The organism is Aurantimonas sp. DM33-3, from assembly GCF_014334315.1.
Taxonomy (GTDB): Bacteria; Pseudomonadota; Alphaproteobacteria; order Rhizobiales; family Rhizobiaceae; genus Aurantimonas; species Aurantimonas coralicida.
Genome location: NZ_JACSGS010000001.1, coordinates 462,547 through 478,277 on the forward strand (window position 1 = coordinate 462,547; position 15,731 = coordinate 478,277).

Here is a 15,731-nt window from a genome sequence, read left to right on the forward strand (position 1 = left end):
TCAGCTTAGCTGGGGATGGCGCGGAAAGCACAGGGCGCGGTCGCCGCCCGAGCGGATGAACCCGAGGAGATCCTGCACGAGCGGATCGTTGGGGAACTCGCTCTGCACCTCGTCCATGTTCTCCTTGAACGTCAGATCGAAGGAGAACAGCATCCGGTAGGCGCGGCGCACATTGCGGATCGCTTCGCGATCGAAGCCGGCCCGCTTCATGCCGATGACATTCAGGCTCGACAGATAGGCACGGTTGCCCAGCACCATGCCGAAGGGGATGACGTCCCCCTCGACCGCCGCTAGGCCGCCGACATAGGCATGGTGGCCGATCCGGGTGAACTGGTGAATGCCCGAGCCGCCGGCGATCGTGGCATAGTCGCCGATCGTGCAGTGACCGGCGAGCATGACGTTGTTGATCACCGTGACATTGCGCCCGACGATGCAGTCATGGGCGACATGGGCACCGGTGAAGAAGGCGCAATTGTCGCCGATCGTGGTCTCGGAGCGCCCCTGCACGGTGCCGGGGTTCATCGTCACATGTTCGCGGATCAGGCAGTCGCGGCCGATCACCAGCCTTGTGTCCTCGCCGCGATATTTCAGATGCTGCGGCGCATGGCCGAGCGAGGCGAACGGCCAGATCTGCGCATTCTCGCCGATCACCGTGTTGCCCCACAGCGCCACATGCGAGCGCAGGCGGCTGTTGGCGCCAAGCTGCACCTGCGGCCCGACATGGCAGAACGGACCGATCTCGCAGCCGTCACCGATCACCGCGCCGTCCTCGATGACGGCGCTCGGATGAATGGTCGTCTCGGCCATGGTCAGTTCGGGCCGCGGGGCGACAACATTGCGCTGACGACCGCCTCGGCCACCTTGACCCCGTCGACCTGCGCAACGCAGTCGAACTTCCAGATGTTGCCGCGCTTCTTGGACTGGGTCACGTGGTATTCGACCCGGTCGCCCGGAACCACAGGCTTGCGGAACTTGGCGCCGTCGATGGTCATCAGATAGACGAGCTGCGGCGTGCCGCCGCCGGTCGCCCGGGTGCAGATGGCGCCTGCGGTCTGGGCCATGCCCTCGAGAATCAGCACACCCGGCATCACCGGAGCCGTCGGGAAATGTCCCTGGAAATGCGGCTCGTTCGCGGTGACGTTCTTGATCCCGATCGCGCTGCGGTCCCCGTCGATGTCGATGATGCGATCGACCAGCAGGAACGGATAGCGGTGGGGTAGAAGCTCCATGATCTCCAGGATATCGGCGCTTTCGAGTACCATCGCGTCGTCACTCATCTGTCTTCCTTGGAGAACGTCCCCGTTGCGCAAGCTCAGATAACGTCATGAGCTCACGAAACCAGTCCCGAACGGGTTTTGCGGGCGTACCGCCCCAGCGCGCGCCCTTCGGCACGTCGCCGGCGACCGACGACACGGCCGCGATCTGGGCGCCGTCGGCGATCGTCAGATGGCCGTTGATGCCGGTCTGGCCGCCGATCATCACGCCGTCGCCGAGTGTCGTGCTGCCGGAGATGCCGACCTGCGCAACGATCACGCAGTGCCGCCCGATCCGCACATTGTGGGCAATCTGGACCTGGTTGTCGATTTTGGTGCCTTCGCCGATCACCGTGTCGCGAACGCCGCCCCGATCGACGGTCGTGTTCGCGCCGATCTCGACATCGTCCTGGATGATGACACGGCCGATCTGCACCGCCTTGACGAGGCCTGCGGGCCCTGCCGTGTAGCCAAAGCCGTCCTGCCCGATCCGCACGCCGGGGTGCAGGATCACCCGATCGCCGACCAGCGCATGGGTCACGGTCACGTTCGAGCCGATCCGGCAATTGCGGCCGATGCGGCAGCCGGCGCCGATGACGGCGCCCGCACCGACGGTCGTTCCGCGGCCGATCTCGACGCCGGGACCGATCGACGCGAAGGCTTCCACCGTCACGCCGTCTTCGAGCCTGGCTTCGCGGTGAATGTCGGCCTTGAGCGAGACCCCGTGCGACCCGGTGGCCGGCGTCGGCAGGACGGCGCCGGGAAACAGCGCCCTGCCCGCCTCGGTAAAGGCGATCGCGGAACTGGCGGTCACCAGCGCCGGCATGCCCGGGGGCAGGAGCCCGACATTCTTGGGAGAGACGAGAACGCAGCCGGCCCGCGTTGCCGCGAGCTCGGCGCTGTAGCGCTTGCTGTCGAAGAAGGACAGGTCCTGCGGCCCTGCCTCGGACAGGGCGGCGACGCCTGTGATCCGCAGTGCCGGGTCGGCCCCCTCGCCCAAGCTGGCGCCCGTAAGGCTTGCCAGCTCCGCAAGGGTGAGACCGTCGCCGCGCGGGAAGAAAGTCAATTCATGCATCGGGACGGTCTGGGCCGGACAAGCCGGCCCCCACATTGTCGATCAGAAGCGGGACGAGAATCCGAAGGAGAATTCCTGCAGCTCGTCGAAATCTTCCTTGGCCAGCGGATGGGCGTAGTTCACCCGCAGCGGACCGAAGGGCGATGCCCAGATCAGGCCGACGCCCGCCGACGCGCGCAGCGAGGCATCGACGCCGATGACACCCGGATCGTTCTCGTACTCGCTGCCCCAGAGCGAACCGGCATCCGCGAAGACCGCACCCCGGAAGCCGAGGTCACGCGAGATACCCGGCAGCGGGAAGGTCGCTTCGGCCGAGGCGTTGGCATAGTTGTTGCCGCCGATCGACACGCCGTTCTGGCGCGGGCCGATGCCCTTGTAGTCGAAGCCCCGAACGATGTCCTGGCCCTTGAAGAAGTTGTCGAACACCCGCAGGCCGTCGCCGCCGAAGGAGGTGACGTTGCCGCCGCCCGCATTGAGCGAGCCGATCACGTCGTATTCCTCGTTCAGGAGGTGGAAATAGCTGGCCTTGCCGGTCGTCTTGACGAAGTTCGCATCGCCGCCGACACCGGCGAATTCCTGCCCGGCCTGGATAAAGAAGCCGTTGCGCGGATCGTTGGTGTTGTCGAGCGTGTTGTAGGTCAGCGCGTAGGAGACCGACGACGTCAGATACGGGCTTTCGCAGATCGCCTGGTTGATGATCGGCGAGTCCGTATAGGGCGGCGCCACGGCCGCGTTGCCGTTCAGATCGACGATATTGCTGTTCGGGTTCGGCGTGCCGCAGGTGCTCTCGAAGAGATTGCCGCTTCCGTCGACCAGCTGCGCATTGGTGAACTGGTTGTAGGTCGTGCCGTTATCGTCGCCGAACTTTTCCTGCTTGATGTTGTAGGCGATCTGGGCCGTCAGATCCTCGGTGATCGGCGCCGCGATACGGATGTCGCCACCGGTGCGCTCGGAGTCGTAATCGCCCGAGCTGCTCTCGCTGCGATATACGTCGAAACCTGCAGCCAGACGCCGACCGAGGAAATACGGCTCGGTGAACGACAGGCTGTAGTTCCGGGTGTCGGCACCGAAGCCTGCGGAGACCTTGATGAACTGGCCGCGGCCGAGGAAGTTGCGCTCGGTGACGCCGATCTCGGCGACCGGACCGGAGCTTTCGCCGCCGGTCGTGTAACCGCCGCCCAGCGACAGCTCACCGGTGGCCTTCTCGACCACGTCGACGATCACGATCACGCGGTCCGGCTCGGCGCCGGGCGCGGTCGAAACCGAGACCTTCTCGAAATACTTCAGGTCCTCGAGGCGCTGCTTGGCGCGCTGCACCAGCACCTGGTTGAAGGCGTCGCCCTCGGACACGTCGAACTCGCGGCGAATGACATAGTCGCGGGTCTTGGTGTTGCCGCGGATTTCCAGACGCTCGACATAGGCCCGCGGGCCCTGGTCGATGACGTAGTCGATGGCGATCGTGCGGCTGGCGAAATCGCGGTCGCCGCGCGGGGTGACCTGCGCGAAGGCGAAGCCGGCATTGGCGAGGCTGTTGGTCAGATTGACCAGCGTGTCCTCGACGTCCTTGGCGCTGTAGACCTCGCCCGTCTGGGTCTCGATCTCGCCATAGAGCGACTCGGTGTCGACGCCGGCGACGGTGCTGTCGATCGTCACGTTGCCGAAGCTGTAGCGCTCACCCTCGTCGACGGTGACGGTGATGAAATAGCTGTTCTGGCTCTCGTCGAGCTCGGCCACCGACGACACGATGCGGAAATCCGCATAGCCGCGGTTGTAGTAGAAGCGGCGCAGCGTCTCTTCGTCGGTGCGCAGGCGCTCCGGATCGTAGATATCGTTGCGCTGGATGAAGCTCAGGATGCCGCTCTCGCGCAGGGCGATGACCTGCTTCAGCCGGCTGTCGCCGAAGGCGTTGTTGCCGACAAAGCTGATGCTCTCGATCTTGGTGCGGTCGCCTTCCTGGATGTCGTAGATGACATTGACGCGGTTCTCGCCGATCTCCTGCGTGCGCACGGTGACGATGGCGTCGCTGCGGCCGATGCTGGTGTAGGCGGCCTGGATGGCTTCGACGTCGGCCTGCGTGGTCGCGCTCGAATAAGCTGCGCGCGGCTGCGTCTGGACGGCGGCGATGAGCTGCTCGTCCTTCACCTTGGAATTGCCCTGGAAGAGAACCTGGTTGACGATCTGGTTCTCGTCGACCTGCACGATCAGCGTGCCGCCGGACTGGCTGATGCGCACGTCCGAGAAGAGGCCCGTGGAGAACAGGCGACGGACCGCCTGATCCTGATCGGCCTCGGAAACGTTCTGTCCGGCCGAGATCTGCATGAAGCCGCGGATCGTGTCCGCTTCCACCCGGCTGTTGCCGCGAACGTCGATGCGATTGACGACAGCCGCCTCGGCGACCGTGACAGCGGCAAGCTGGGCCCCGAGGGTCGCAGCTGCAAGAACCGTCGAGGAAAGCGCGACAGCGGAGACCGCGCGCATGATATTCGTTCCAGCCCTCATTGGCCCAGCCACCTTTTCATCATTGTATCGAGACGCAGTGGGAGCAATGCGCATCGTTGCCTTGTACCGGCTTTCCGAGTCCGTTCAAGCAAACTGGCCCGAGTCCCTTTAGGAATCGGAAAAGCCGTTGCAACGTTGTCACGGACATCGTCGCTTTGGTTAACAGTTTGCAAGCCCCCAAGTCCCCCGACCCGGCGGGACTCATCAGACGAGTCCCGAAATATCGTTCCAGAAGGCGAATACCATAAGCAGCATCACCAGTGCGAGCCCAATTCGGAAGCCGACTTCCTGCACCTGTTCGCTCAGGGGCCGGCCACGGATCGCCTCGAATGCGTAGAACAGCAGATGTCCGCCGTCCAGCATCGGAATCGGCAGAAGGTTGAGCAACCCGATGGAGACCGACAGCAGCGCCGCCAGATTGAGCAGCGCGCCCAGTCCTATCGTCGAAACCTGACTCGACACTTGCGCGATTCGGATCGGACCGCCGATCTGGTCGGCGTTCTGGCGACCGGTGATCACCTCACCCATGAAGTCCACGGTCCGTGTCGTGACGAACCAGGTCTGCGAGACGCCGTAGGCGACCGCCTCCACAGGCGACAGGCTCTCCACCCGGAAGGACGAGCCGTCATTGTTCGCCACCAGTCCGACGACCGGCACCTTGAACTCGTTGCCGAACCCGTCCGTCTGGACCTCGCTGCGCGGGGTCACCGTCAGCTCGACCGGCGAGCCGTTGCGCTCCACCGTCATGCGGATCGGCGTGTCGGCCCGCGACGAGACATAGCGCTGCAGGTCGGAGAAATAGCGAATCGTCTCGCCGTCGGCGGACAGCACCTTGTCGCCCGGCTTGAAGCCGGCGGCCGCGGCAGGCGAACCGTCCCTCACCTCGGCCACGACCGGATCACCGACGACGCGTCCCTCGACATAGGCGACGCCAGCGAAGATCACGATCGCCAGGATGAAGTTGGCGATAGGGCCCGCGGCCACCGTGGCGGCACGGCGGCCGACGCTCTTGGCCGGAAACGCCCCGCTGCGCTCGGCGTCCGACATCGCGTCCACCGCCGCACGGTCCGGTACCGAGGCTGCGTTCTCGTCCCCGAGGAATTTGACGTAGCCGCCCAGCGGCACCGCCGCGAGCTTCCAGCGCGTGCCGCGCCGGTCGTTGAAGCCGATCAGTTCCGGACCGAAGCCGACCGAGAAGACCAGCGCCTTGATGCCGCACCAGCGGCCGACGAGGAAATGCCCCAGCTCGTGGAAGAAGACGATGATCGTCAGGACGAACAGGAACGGGACGATGTAGATGAGGCCTCCGCTCCAGATCTGGGCGAGCCCGACAGGCGATTCCATTCCGCACCCTTTCGCGTTCCAACCCGGACCGCCGGTTCCGGACCGGCATCGACATCCGGTCGGGACGATGCCGCATTCAAATGATCAGACAATGCCCGTGGCTGCGCGCTTTCGAGCGGCGCCGCGGGCCCCTTTCCATAGCAGTTGACGAACAAGTCGCAATGATGACGGCGCTCGCGGTGAAATCGCTGTGCTCAGAGGGCAAATATGCCACGGGCCGGTTCGCCGAATCCGGCGATCGCCACGCCGACCGCCCAGGTCACGGCCATCGCCACGACGAGCGCGTCGATACGGTCCATCAGTCCGCCATGGCCGGGGATCAGACGGCCCGAATCCTTCACGCCGAAACGCCGCTTGATCCAGGATTCGAACAGGTCGCCCGCCTGCCCGACCACCGACAGGATCGCTGCCAGGACGATGATGAAGGCACCGACCTCGCCGCTGACGAAATGGGCGTAGACCGCGCCGAGGATCGTTCCGGCCAGGAGGCCCCCGGCCGCACCCGACAGCGTCTTCTTCGGCGACACCGCCGGCAGCAGCTTCGGACCGCCCAGCGTGCGGCCGGTGAAATAGGCGAAGATGTCCGTCGACCACACGACGACGATGATGAAGCCGAGCGTCGCAAGGCCGGCGGGATCGGAGCCGCGCAGCATGCCGGGCGCCAGCGCGGCGGCGCCCGCGTAGAAGAGGCCCCAATGCACCCAACGCGCGCTGCGCTCGTCGCGGTCCGTCGCGGCGATGAAGATCATCGCCGCACCGACGATCGCCACCGCCAGCAGGCCGAGATCGAAGATCAGCGCGACGACGGCGACGATCAGGGCCCCGCGGGCAAAGTGGTAAATCGGCCGGACGCGCTTGGCGCGGGTCATGCGCGCCCATTCGTCGAAGACGATGATGCCGGTGAGCGCGCACAGCACCCGGAACGGCCAGCTGCCGATGGCGGTCAGGGCGATGACGATGATGCCGAGGATCAGCGCGGAGATGACGCGCGACTTCAGGTCGGACCAACTGCCGGCGAGAAAGAACCGTCGAAGTTCCAGGCCCATCGGATCAGGAAGCGATTTCGCGCGACAACCCGCCGTAGCGACGATCCCGGCTGAAATAATCGGCGATGGCCTCCTCGAACGCCTTGCGGTCGAAATCGGGCCACAGGCACGGCAGGAAGACGAATTCGGAATAGGCCGCCTGCCAGAGCAGGAAATTCGACAGGCGCAGCTCGCCGCTGGTGCGGATGATCAGGTCGGGATCGGGAATGCCGGCGGTATCGAGATGCTCGTCGAGATACTCGGCGGTCAGCCCCTCGAGCTCGACCTCGCCCGCCGCGTATTTGGCGGCAACGCGGCGCATGGCCCGGGCGACCTCGTCGCGGGCCCCGTAATTGAAGGCGACCACCAGGGTCTGGCGCTGGTTGTCGCGCGTCAGGTTCTCGGCTTCCTCGAGCAGCGCGCGGATGTCCGACGAAAGGTTCTCGCGCTCGCCGATCACCCGGACGCGCACGCCCTCCTTGTGCAGTTCGGCGAGGTCGCGGCGGATGAAGTGCTTCAACAGCCCCATCAGCTCCTCGACCTCGGCCTCGGGGCGACGCCAGTTCTCCGAGGAGAAGGCGAACAGGGTCAGATACTGGATGCCGAGCTCGCCCGCCGCGCGGACCGCCTCGCGCACGGCCTCGACGCCCCGACGGTGCCCCATGCTGCGCGGCAGGCCGCGGGCATTCGCCCAGCGCCCATTGCCGTCCATGATGATGGCGACGTGTTGGAGATCCCGCACCGTATCAGCCCTTCCCTCGATCATTCCGCCGCGACGACGAGGTCGACGCCCATGGCAGGCTAGACCTGCATGATTTCCGCTTCCTTGACGGCAAGCGCCGAGTCGATCTCGGCGATCGTCTCGTCGGTCATCTTCTGGACGCGGTCCGACTGCTGACGGCTCTCGTCCTGACCGATATCGCCGTCCTTTTCCAGTTTTTTCAAGGTTTCCATGCCGTCGCGCCGCACATGCCGGACCGCGACCTTGGCGCCCTCGGCATACTGGTGCGCCACCTTGACCAGTTCCTTGCGGCGCTGCTCGTTCAGCTCCGGCAGGGGAATGCGCAGCGTCGCGCCGTCGGTGATCGGGTTCAGGCCGAGATTGCTCTCGCGGATCGCGCGCTCGACCTTGCCCACCATCTGCTTGTCCCAGACGGTGACGGTGACCATGCGCGGCTCCGGCACCGAGACGTTGGCCACCTGGTTGAGCGGCATCTTCGAGCCGTAGGCGTCGACATAGATCGGATCGAGCAGGCTCGGCGAAGCGCGGCCGGTGCGAAGGCCCGTCAGGTCGCCCTTCAGGCTGGCGATGGCGCCATCCATGCGGCGCTTCAGTTCGTTCAGATCCATGTCGGCCATGATGTCCTCTTTTCGGCTCTCGACTGCGCGGACGCAGTTATTCGGTAACGATCGTCGCCCGGCCGCCGCCGGACAGGATCTTGGCGAACTCGCCCTTCTCGTGGATCGAGAAGACGACGATCGGGATGTCGTTCTCGCGCGACAGCGCGACGGCCGCCACGTCCATCACGGCCAGGCCCTTCTGCAGGACCTCGTCATGGGTCAGCGTGTCGTAGCGCACCGCGTCGGGATGCTTCTTGGGATCGGCGGAATAGATGCCGTCGACCTGGGTGCCCTTGAACAGGGCCGCCGCCCCCATCTCGGCTGCGCGCAGCGCGCCGGCGGAATCGGTGGTGAAGAACGGATTGCCGGTCCCGCCGGCGAAGATGACCACCCGGCCCGCGGCCTGGTGCGCCAAAGCGCTGCGCTGGGAGAAGCTCTCGCAGATCTCGGGCATCGCGATCGCCGACAGGACGATGGTGTCGACGCCCAGCTTGATCAGCGAGGTGCGCAGGGCCAGCGCGTTGATGACGGTGCCGAGCATGCCCATGTGATCGCCGGTGACGCGGTCGCCGCCCTTGGAGGCCACCGCCACGCCGCGGAAGATGTTGCCGCCGCCGACGACGACGGAGACCTGGACGCCCAGCCGATGCGCCTCGGCGATGTCGGAGGCGATCCGATCGGCCACAGCGACGTCGATCCCGAAGCCCTGCGACCCCATCAAAGCTTCACCGGACACCTTCAGAAGCACCCGCGGGTATCGTATCTCGGAGGCCATTGCTCACCTTGCCTGCGTCCGGCGGCCCGCCCGTCAAGGCAGCGGCGACGGCAACGAAGCCGTGCTGCCGGGAGGGCATCTGCGGACGACGCCGCGCCGGACCGGCGGGCGCATGTGGAAATCCGGCGGCAGGTCGTTCTCGCAAACGCCTGCCACGCTTGGGGGATGCGATACAATAAGGGCGCCCGCTTGTGAAGCGGACGCCCTCGATCGGTCGGTCGTGTCGCCGCCGGACGGGTGTCCGGCGTGCGGGACTTACTTCTTGCCGGCGGCGGCGGCGACTTCGGCTGCGAAGTCGGTCTCTTCCTTCTCGACGCCTTCGCCGAGGGCGAAGCGCACGAAGCCGGTGATCTTGGCCGGCGCGCCGAAGCTGCCTTCGGCCTCGGCCAGCGCCTTCTCGACGGTCAGGTCGGGATTGATGACGAAGTTCTGCTTCAGAAGAACGACTTCCTCGTAGAACTTGCGCAGGCGGCCCTCGACCATCTTCTCGATGATGTTCTCCGGCTTGCCCGACTGGCGTGCCGAATCGCTGAAGATCGCCTTCTCGCGCTCGACGGTGGCCGCGTCGACTTCCTCGGCGGTCAGCGCCAGCGGGTTGGTCGCGGCGATGTGCATGGCGACCTGGCGGCCGAACTGCGCCAGCGCGGCCTTGTCACCGGTCGATTCGATCGCGACGAGCACGCCCAGCTTGCCGAGGCCGTCCACGACCTGGTTGTGGATGTAGGACGCCACGACGCCGTCATTGACGCTGAGCATGGCCGAACGGCGCAGGGTCAGATTCTCGCCGATGGTGCCGATCGTGTCCTTGATCGTGTCGTTGACGCTCTTGGTGCCGCCCGGATAGGCAGCGCCACCAACCGCCTCGACGCTGCCGTCGGTGGTCAGAGCGACCGATGCGACGTCGCGCACGAGGCCCTGGAAGGCGTCGTTGCGGGCGACGAAGTCGGTCTCGGAATTGACCTCGACGACGACGGCCTTGGTGCCCTCGGACGCCGAACCGACGAGACCCTCGGCCGCGGTGCGGCCGGACTTCTTGTCGGCCTTGGCAATGCCCTTGGCGCGCAGCCAGTCGATGGCCTCTTCCATGTTGCCGTCGGTCTCGGACAGCGCGGTCTTGCAGTCCATCATGCCTGCGCCGGTCTTGTCGCGCAGTTCCTTCACCATCGAAGCGGTAATTGCCATTTTTGCCTCTTCAGAAATGATTGGGCGCACCGGCTCGGATGGAACGGGTGCGCCAGAATTGTGACGCCGTGATTACGACGCCGGAGACGGGCGCGGGCGTCGGCCGGGCATCCGCCCGACCGCGCCGTTCGCCGCCTCGCCTCAGGCGGCGGGCGTTGCGTTCTCGGCCGGAGCCTCGGCTGCCGGAGCGTCCGCGGCCGGGGCTTCCTCGGCCGGGGCTTCCTCGGCGACCGGCTCGGCCTCGACGACCTCTTCCACCGGCGCTTCTTCCATGGCACCGACATCCATGCCGGAATCGCCCTGCTGGCGCGCGATGCCGTCGACGGCGGCGCGGGCGATCAGGTCGCAATACAGGGTGATGGCGCGGGCGGCGTCGTCATTGCCCGGGATCGGGTAGTCGATCGGTGCGGGATCGCAGTTCGAATCGACGACCGCGACGATCGGGATGTGCAGGCGCTTGGCTTCCTCGATCGCGATCGACTCCTTGTTGGTGTCGATGATGAAGATCATGTCCGGCACGCCGCCCATGTCCTTGATGCCGCCGAGGGCGCGGTCGAGCTTGTCGCGCTCGCGCTGCAGCGTCAGGCGCTCCTTCTTGGTGAAGCCCTGGGCTTCGCCGGCCAGCATCTCGTCGAGCTTGCGCAGGCGCTGGATCGAGTTGGAGATGGTCTTCCAGTTGGTCAGCATGCCGCCGAGCCAGCGGGCGTTGACGTAATACTGGGCCGAACGGTTCGCCGCATCGGCGACGATGTCGGAAGCCTGGCGCTTGGTGCCGACGAAGAGCACACGGCCGCCACGGGCCACGGTGTCGGAGACCGCCTGCAGCGCACGATGCAGCAGCGGCACGGTCTGGCCGAGGTCGAGAATGTGAATGTTGTTGCGCGCCCCGAAGATGTAGGACGACATTTTCGGGTTCCAGCGATGCGTCTGGTGACCGAAATGCACGCCTGCCTCGAGCAGCTGGCGCATGGAATAGTCTGGCAATGCCATGGTTTTTTCCTTTACCGGTTGAGCCTCCACGGAAAAGAAGCGGCCGAATGCCGCCACCGGTGGATCGCGGCGTCGGGGCATGCCCGAACGTCGAAACCCGAGTTCCGTGTGTGGAATGGAAGCGCCGATACACCAAAAGCCCACGCGAGGCAACATGGCGACGGCGTTCAGGGTCGATATGGGGATCGCGGGCGCTCGGTGCCAGCCCCGTCAGGGACAGGCCGGCACGTCCAGAAGATCGAGGCTCGCAAGGCCGCCGGCCAGGCGGTAGCCGTCGAAGCTCAGCACCAGGTCGTCAGAGATACCGTTTTCGTAGAGCGTATAGGCCGTCTCGAAGACCGGCATGCCGTCGGCATCGCTGTCGCTGTCATAGAAGGATTCGCTGATCCGCCAAGAGCGCAGACCCGACAGCTGGCTGGCCGGGGACACATCGGCTGCCATCAGGTCTTCGGCTTCGCCGCGGTCGCCATCGTCGTCGCGCGTGTCGCCCTCGGCGGTCTCCGATCGCGTGTCCGCCTCCGGTGCCGATTCATCTGCGAGCGGCGCGCCTTCCTCCGCCTCCCTGGGCCCTGCCGGGCTGTCCGGCGCCGGCCCGATGATCGCGGTCGTGGACAAGCCCTTTTCCGGTGTCGGGTCGCCGTCATAGAGCGGCGACTGGACGATCCGCTCGCCGGCCTCCGCCTTCTCGATCAATGCCAGCGTATGCTGCATCGGAAAGGCTGCCAGCGGCACGCTCACCGAGCGGCTCTCCGGTTCGACGAAGGCGACATGCGTCTCCTCGCCCGTATTGACGGCGGTGCCCCGCACGACCTGTTGCTCTGTGCCGTCGACCAGCGTCCGCGTTTTGAAGGCGAGCGTTCCGTCCGCGAGGTTTTCCAGCGTCTGGGTCTGCTGGTCGGTGACGACCAGTTCCTGCTCCTGCTGGAACCGCGCCACGAAGCGGTAGTCGATATCGTAGCTGTCGCAATCCGGCCGCGTGATCTCGACCGCTATCCGTGCCTGGGCGTCCACCAGATCGCCGCTGCCGTCCATCGCCAGTTCGTAGGAGGCGCGGTGCGGCGCGATCGTCGCGGCGGCCGCAAGAGCCGGTCCGGCGACAAGGCCGATCGCGAGAGGGGCTACGAGGCTGGCGCGCATGGCGGGACGATCTTTCACTGGGTCTGCGGATGGGCTACGCCTCTGCGGAACGGCGCGTCCGGAACGGGCTTGCGGCCATCTGGCCGGCACAGCCCCTCCCCGGCGCTCCTATCCGTCGAGCTAAAGGAAGACAACAACATGGCCGATACCATCGCAAGCCGCCTCGAAGCCGCCGCCGTTACCCTTCCGGAAGCCGCGGCGCCCGCCGCCAACTACGTGCCGAGCGTCATCTATGGCGGCCTGCTGCAGACCTCGGGCCAGTTGCCCCTCGACGGCGGTAAGCTGGCTGTGTCCGGCAAGCTCGGTGCCGGCGTCTCGCTGGAAGACGGCCAGAAGGCCGCCCGGCTGTGCGCCATCAACATCCTCGCCCAGGCGAAATCGGCCGTCTCCGGCGACTGGAGCCGCCTCGGCCGCCTTCTGAAGCTCACCGTCTTCGTCGCCAGCGACGCCGGCTTCACCGAGCAGCACAAGGTTGCGAACGGCGCGTCGGACTTCCTGGTCGAGATCCTCGGCGAGAACGGCCGCCATTCCCGTTCGGCCGTCGGTGTGCCGGCGCTGCCGATGGATGCGGCCGTCGAGATCGAAGCCCTGTTCGAGGTCGCCTGACATGGCGGCCTTCGATGGGGCGCTCGGCTGGCTGACCGCGAACCCGATCGCCCATCGCGGGCTCCATGACGGCAACAAGACGGTGGCGGAGAATTCGATTCCCGCCGCCGAAACAGCGATCACCGCCGGCTACGCGATCGAATGCGACGTGCAGCTTTCGGCCGACGGCACGCCCTTCATCTTTCACGATCACACGCTGCAACGGCTGACCGGCCGCGAGGCCGACTTTCGCGCGCTGGGCGATGAAGCGATCGCCGCCCTGCGGCTCGCCGGCACTGATGCCGTCATCCCGACCGTCGCGGACTTTCTTGCAACGGTCGCCGGCCGCGTTCCGGTGGTCATGGAACTGAAGGGGATCGAACCGGACGTGGACGCGGACTATTTCGCCCGTCTGCAGCCGGTCCTCGAAGCCTACCGCGGCGAACTGGCCCTGATGTCGTTCGATCCCTGGCTCATCGACCAGATGCTGGCCGCCCGCCCCGGCCGTCCGATCGGGCTGACCGCGACCGGAAACACGCCGGACGCCTTCGCCGCCCATCGGCAGGTGTTCGAGCGCGGCTGCGATTTCTCGTCCTATGACATCCACCATCTACCGAACCCGTTCACCGAATGGGTCCGCGGCAAGGGCGCGCCGCTGATCTCCTGGACCGTGCGTACCGAGGCGCAGATCCGCGTCAGCCGGGATCATTGCGATCAGATGACCTTCGAAGGCATTGCGCCGCAGCAATGACGCCTTGCGCTGCCGGGGGACCGGCATAAATTCATCGCATGACACGCGAATCCGCCGCCGCCCCGACCACCAGCGAAGAGAGCTTCACGATCCGGGTGGTCGATCGGCTCGGCGCGATCGACGCCGCGCGCTGGGACGCGCTGACCGTGGAGCCTGCGCCAACGTCGCCCGCCTCCACCGCGACTCCATCGGGCGTCGCCAACCCCTTCGTATCGCACGCCTTTCTCTCCGCGCTGGAGGATAGCGGCTGCGTCGGCGAAGCGACGGGCTGGCTGCCCCAGCACCTGGTTCTGGAAGATCCGCAAGGGGTGCCGATCGCAGCCGCGCCGGCCTATCTGAAGGGCCATAGCCAGGGCGAATATGTCTTCGACCAGGGCTGGGCGGACGCCTTCGAGCGCGCCGGTGGGCGCTATTATCCGAAGCTGCAGATGTCGGTGCCCTTCACCCCGGCCACCGGGCCGCGACTGCTGGTAGGAACCGCACCCGGCGCGGCGATCCGGCGGCAGGCGCTGGCCGAGGGCGCCAGGACCTATGCGGCCCAGACGGGCGTCTCCTCGGTCCACGCCACCTTCCTCAAGCCCGCGGACCGCGACGTCCTGACCGAGGCCGGCTGGCTGCACCGCACTGACCAGCAGTTCCATTTCCGCAATCGCGGCTATGCGACCTACGAGGAGTTTCTGGAGACGCTGGCGTCCCGCAAGCGCAAGGCGCTGCGCAAGGAACGCCGTGAGGCGCTGGCCAACGACATCTCCATTTCCTGGCTGACCGGCAGCGACCTGACCGAGGCGGCCTGGGACGCCTTCTACGAATTCTACATGGACACCGGCAGCCGCAAATGGGGCCGGCCCTATCTCAACCGCGCATTCTTCAGCCTGATCGGCGAGCGCATGGCCGACCAGACGCTGCTCGTGATGGCCTCGCGAAACGGTCGCTACATCGCCGGGGCGCTGAACTTCATCGGCGCCGACACGATTTACGGCCGCAACTGGGGCTGTATCGAGGACCATCCCTTCCTGCATTTCGAGGTCTGCTACCACCAGGCCATCGACTTCGCGATCACGCGCGGCCTCGGCCTCGTCGAGGCAGGCGCGCAGGGACAGCACAAGCTGGCCCGCGGCTATGAGCCCGTGACCACCCATTCGGCCCACTGGATCGCGCATCCGGGCCTGCGACGAGCCGTCGACGACTATCTGGACGCCGAGCGCGCTGAAATCGCCCATGTCAGCGACGTCCTGTCGGAGCATACGCCTTACAAGAAGGGTGGCTGACGGCAGGCTCAGCCGTCGACAATCGCGGCAATCTGCCTATCGTCCGGTCTGATTCTGATTGTGAAGGACCGGACACCATGAGCGGCTACGACGACGGCAACATCTTCGCCAAGATCCTGCGCGGCGAGATCCCGAGCCAGAAACTCTACGAGGACGACACGGCGCTGGCGATCATGGACGTGATGCCGGAATCGAAGGGCCATTGCCTCGTCATTCCGAAGGCGCCGTCGCGCAACATCCTCGATGCGGCGGACGAAACCCTCGGCGCGGTCATGCCGGTGGTCGCCAAGCTGGCGCGTGCCGTGAAGAAGGCCTTCGACGCCGACGGCGTCCGCATTGCCCAGTTCAACGAGACCGCCGGCGGACAGACCGTGTTTCACCTGCATTTCCATGTGCTGCCGGTCTATGCCGGCGTGCCGCTGAAGAAGCATTCCGACGGCATGGCCGATCCGGACATGCTGGCCGAGCACGCAGCCCTGATCCGCGCCGCCCTCGACTGAGTTCGG

The 15,731-nt window shown here is 66.1% G+C and carries 16 protein-coding genes; 4 read left to right on the plus strand and 12 right to left on the minus strand.

The genetic code is table 11. The features are described 5' to 3' along the window. The 12 genes from lpxA to H9Q09_RS02615 form a co-directional block, all read right to left on the minus strand. Positions 1-807 (minus strand): acyl-ACP--UDP-N-acetylglucosamine O-acyltransferase, encoded by an 807-nt coding sequence (gene lpxA / locus H9Q09_RS02560; protein ID WP_009209490.1) that lies wholly within the window; start codon positions 805-807, stop codon positions 1-3. 2 nt (positions 808-809) lie between these two features. Continuing rightward, positions 810-1,277 carry a 3-hydroxyacyl-ACP dehydratase FabZ gene (gene fabZ, locus H9Q09_RS02565; protein WP_024350605.1) on the minus strand — a complete coding sequence of 156 codons (468 nt, stop codon included), beginning with the start codon at positions 1,275-1,277 and terminating at the stop codon, positions 810-812. Next, positions 1,270-2,328 carry a UDP-3-O-(3-hydroxymyristoyl)glucosamine N-acyltransferase gene (gene lpxD / locus H9Q09_RS02570; protein ID WP_187389749.1) on the minus strand — a complete coding sequence of 353 codons (1,059 nt, stop codon included), beginning with the start codon at positions 2,326-2,328 and terminating at the stop codon, positions 1,270-1,272. Before lpxD ends, fabZ begins: the two co-directional genes overlap by 8 nt. A gap of 42 nt (positions 2,329-2,370) precedes the next feature. After that, a complete protein-coding gene (bamA, locus tag H9Q09_RS02575) occupies positions 2,371-4,827 on the minus strand; it encodes an outer membrane protein assembly factor BamA (protein ID WP_187389750.1) in 2,457 nt (818 codons plus the stop codon). 204 nt (positions 4,828-5,031) lie between these two features. Beyond that, positions 5,032-6,171, minus strand: a complete 1,140-nt coding sequence (gene rseP / locus H9Q09_RS02580; RefSeq protein WP_029703115.1) for an RIP metalloprotease RseP — start codon at positions 6,169-6,171, stop codon at positions 5,032-5,034. Between the two features lie 194 nt (positions 6,172-6,365). Continuing rightward, entirely contained in the window at positions 6,366-7,217 is an 852-nt protein-coding gene (locus H9Q09_RS02585; protein WP_187389751.1) for a phosphatidate cytidylyltransferase, read from the minus strand. Between the two features lie 4 nt (positions 7,218-7,221). Next, the gene (locus H9Q09_RS02590; protein WP_009209484.1) at positions 7,222-7,938 is read right to left on the minus strand and encodes an isoprenyl transferase; all 717 of its coding nucleotides are present in this window, start codon (positions 7,936-7,938) and stop codon (positions 7,222-7,224) included. Positions 7,939-7,997: 59 nt separating this feature from the next. Next, a complete protein-coding gene (gene frr / locus H9Q09_RS02595) occupies positions 7,998-8,555 on the minus strand; it encodes a ribosome recycling factor (protein ID WP_029703112.1) in 558 nt (185 codons plus the stop codon). Between the two features lie 37 nt (positions 8,556-8,592). Further along, positions 8,593-9,312 (minus strand): UMP kinase, encoded by a 720-nt coding sequence (pyrH, locus tag H9Q09_RS02600; RefSeq protein ID WP_024350599.1) that lies wholly within the window; start codon positions 9,310-9,312, stop codon positions 8,593-8,595. 255 nt (positions 9,313-9,567) lie between these two features. Then, the gene (gene tsf / locus H9Q09_RS02605; RefSeq protein ID WP_187389752.1) at positions 9,568-10,494 is read right to left on the minus strand and encodes a translation elongation factor Ts; all 927 of its coding nucleotides are present in this window, start codon (positions 10,492-10,494) and stop codon (positions 9,568-9,570) included. Positions 10,495-10,635: 141 nt separating this feature from the next. Continuing rightward, positions 10,636-11,484 carry a 30S ribosomal protein S2 gene (rpsB, locus tag H9Q09_RS02610; protein WP_187389753.1) on the minus strand — a complete coding sequence of 283 codons (849 nt, stop codon included), beginning with the start codon at positions 11,482-11,484 and terminating at the stop codon, positions 10,636-10,638. Between the two features lie 210 nt (positions 11,485-11,694). Beyond that, a complete protein-coding gene (locus H9Q09_RS02615) occupies positions 11,695-12,621 on the minus strand; it encodes a DUF1849 family protein (RefSeq protein ID WP_187389754.1) in 927 nt (308 codons plus the stop codon). A gap of 138 nt (positions 12,622-12,759) precedes the next feature. Between H9Q09_RS02615 and H9Q09_RS02620 the strand changes: the two genes are divergently transcribed. The 4 genes from H9Q09_RS02620 (at position 12,760) to H9Q09_RS02635 (ending at position 15,725) form a co-directional block, all read left to right on the plus strand. Next, the gene (locus H9Q09_RS02620; RefSeq protein WP_187389755.1) at positions 12,760-13,227 is read left to right on the plus strand and encodes a RidA family protein; all 468 of its coding nucleotides are present in this window, start codon (positions 12,760-12,762) and stop codon (positions 13,225-13,227) included. 1 nt (position 13,228) lies between these two features. Then, positions 13,229-13,957, plus strand: a complete 729-nt coding sequence (locus H9Q09_RS02625; protein WP_187389756.1) for a glycerophosphodiester phosphodiesterase family protein — start codon at positions 13,229-13,231, stop codon at positions 13,955-13,957. Positions 13,958-13,995: 38 nt separating this feature from the next. Further along, complete coding sequence (locus tag H9Q09_RS02630) at positions 13,996-15,225, plus strand: GNAT family N-acetyltransferase (RefSeq protein ID WP_210315173.1); 1,230 nt, start codon at positions 13,996-13,998, stop codon at positions 15,223-15,225. A gap of 77 nt (positions 15,226-15,302) precedes the next feature. After that, positions 15,303-15,725 (plus strand): HIT family protein, encoded by a 423-nt coding sequence (locus H9Q09_RS02635; RefSeq protein ID WP_009209475.1) that lies wholly within the window; start codon positions 15,303-15,305, stop codon positions 15,723-15,725. The last annotated feature ends 6 nt before the right edge of the window (positions 15,726-15,731 follow it).

Bases quoted from the DNA above. Each gene is read 5' to 3' on its own strand.
- H9Q09_RS02585 (WP_187389751.1), bottom strand. From the start codon at position 7,217: ATGGGCCTGGAACTTCGACGGTTCTTTCTCGCCGGCAGTTGGTCCGAC.
- lpxD (WP_187389749.1), bottom strand. From the start codon at position 2,328: ATGCATGAATTGACTTTCTTCCCGCGCGGCGACGGTCTCACCCTTGCG.
- rseP (WP_029703115.1), bottom strand. From the start codon at position 6,171: ATGGAATCGCCTGTCGGGCTCGCCCAGATCTGGAGCGGAGGCCTCATC.
- lpxA (WP_009209490.1), bottom strand. From the start codon at position 807: ATGGCCGAGACGACCATTCATCCGAGCGCCGTCATCGAGGACGGCGCG.
- H9Q09_RS02635 (WP_009209475.1), top strand. From the start codon at position 15,303: ATGAGCGGCTACGACGACGGCAACATCTTCGCCAAGATCCTGCGCGGC.
- H9Q09_RS02620 (WP_187389755.1), top strand. From the start codon at position 12,760: ATGGCCGATACCATCGCAAGCCGCCTCGAAGCCGCCGCCGTTACCCTT.
- tsf (WP_187389752.1), bottom strand. From the start codon at position 10,494: ATGGCAATTACCGCTTCGATGGTGAAGGAACTGCGCGACAAGACCGGC.
- H9Q09_RS02625 (WP_187389756.1), top strand. From the start codon at position 13,229: ATGGCGGCCTTCGATGGGGCGCTCGGCTGGCTGACCGCGAACCCGATC.
- fabZ (WP_024350605.1), bottom strand. From the start codon at position 1,277: ATGAGTGACGACGCGATGGTACTCGAAAGCGCCGATATCCTGGAGATC.
- rpsB (WP_187389753.1), bottom strand. From the start codon at position 11,484: ATGGCATTGCCAGACTATTCCATGCGCCAGCTGCTCGAGGCAGGCGTG.
- frr (WP_029703112.1), bottom strand. From the start codon at position 8,555: ATGGCCGACATGGATCTGAACGAACTGAAGCGCCGCATGGATGGCGCC.
- pyrH (WP_024350599.1), bottom strand. From the start codon at position 9,312: ATGGCCTCCGAGATACGATACCCGCGGGTGCTTCTGAAGGTGTCCGGT.
- bamA (WP_187389750.1), bottom strand. From the start codon at position 4,827: ATGAGGGCTGGAACGAATATCATGCGCGCGGTCTCCGCTGTCGCGCTT.
- H9Q09_RS02615 (WP_187389754.1), bottom strand. From the start codon at position 12,621: ATGCGCGCCAGCCTCGTAGCCCCTCTCGCGATCGGCCTTGTCGCCGGA.
- H9Q09_RS02630 (WP_210315173.1), top strand. From the start codon at position 13,996: ATGACACGCGAATCCGCCGCCGCCCCGACCACCAGCGAAGAGAGCTTC.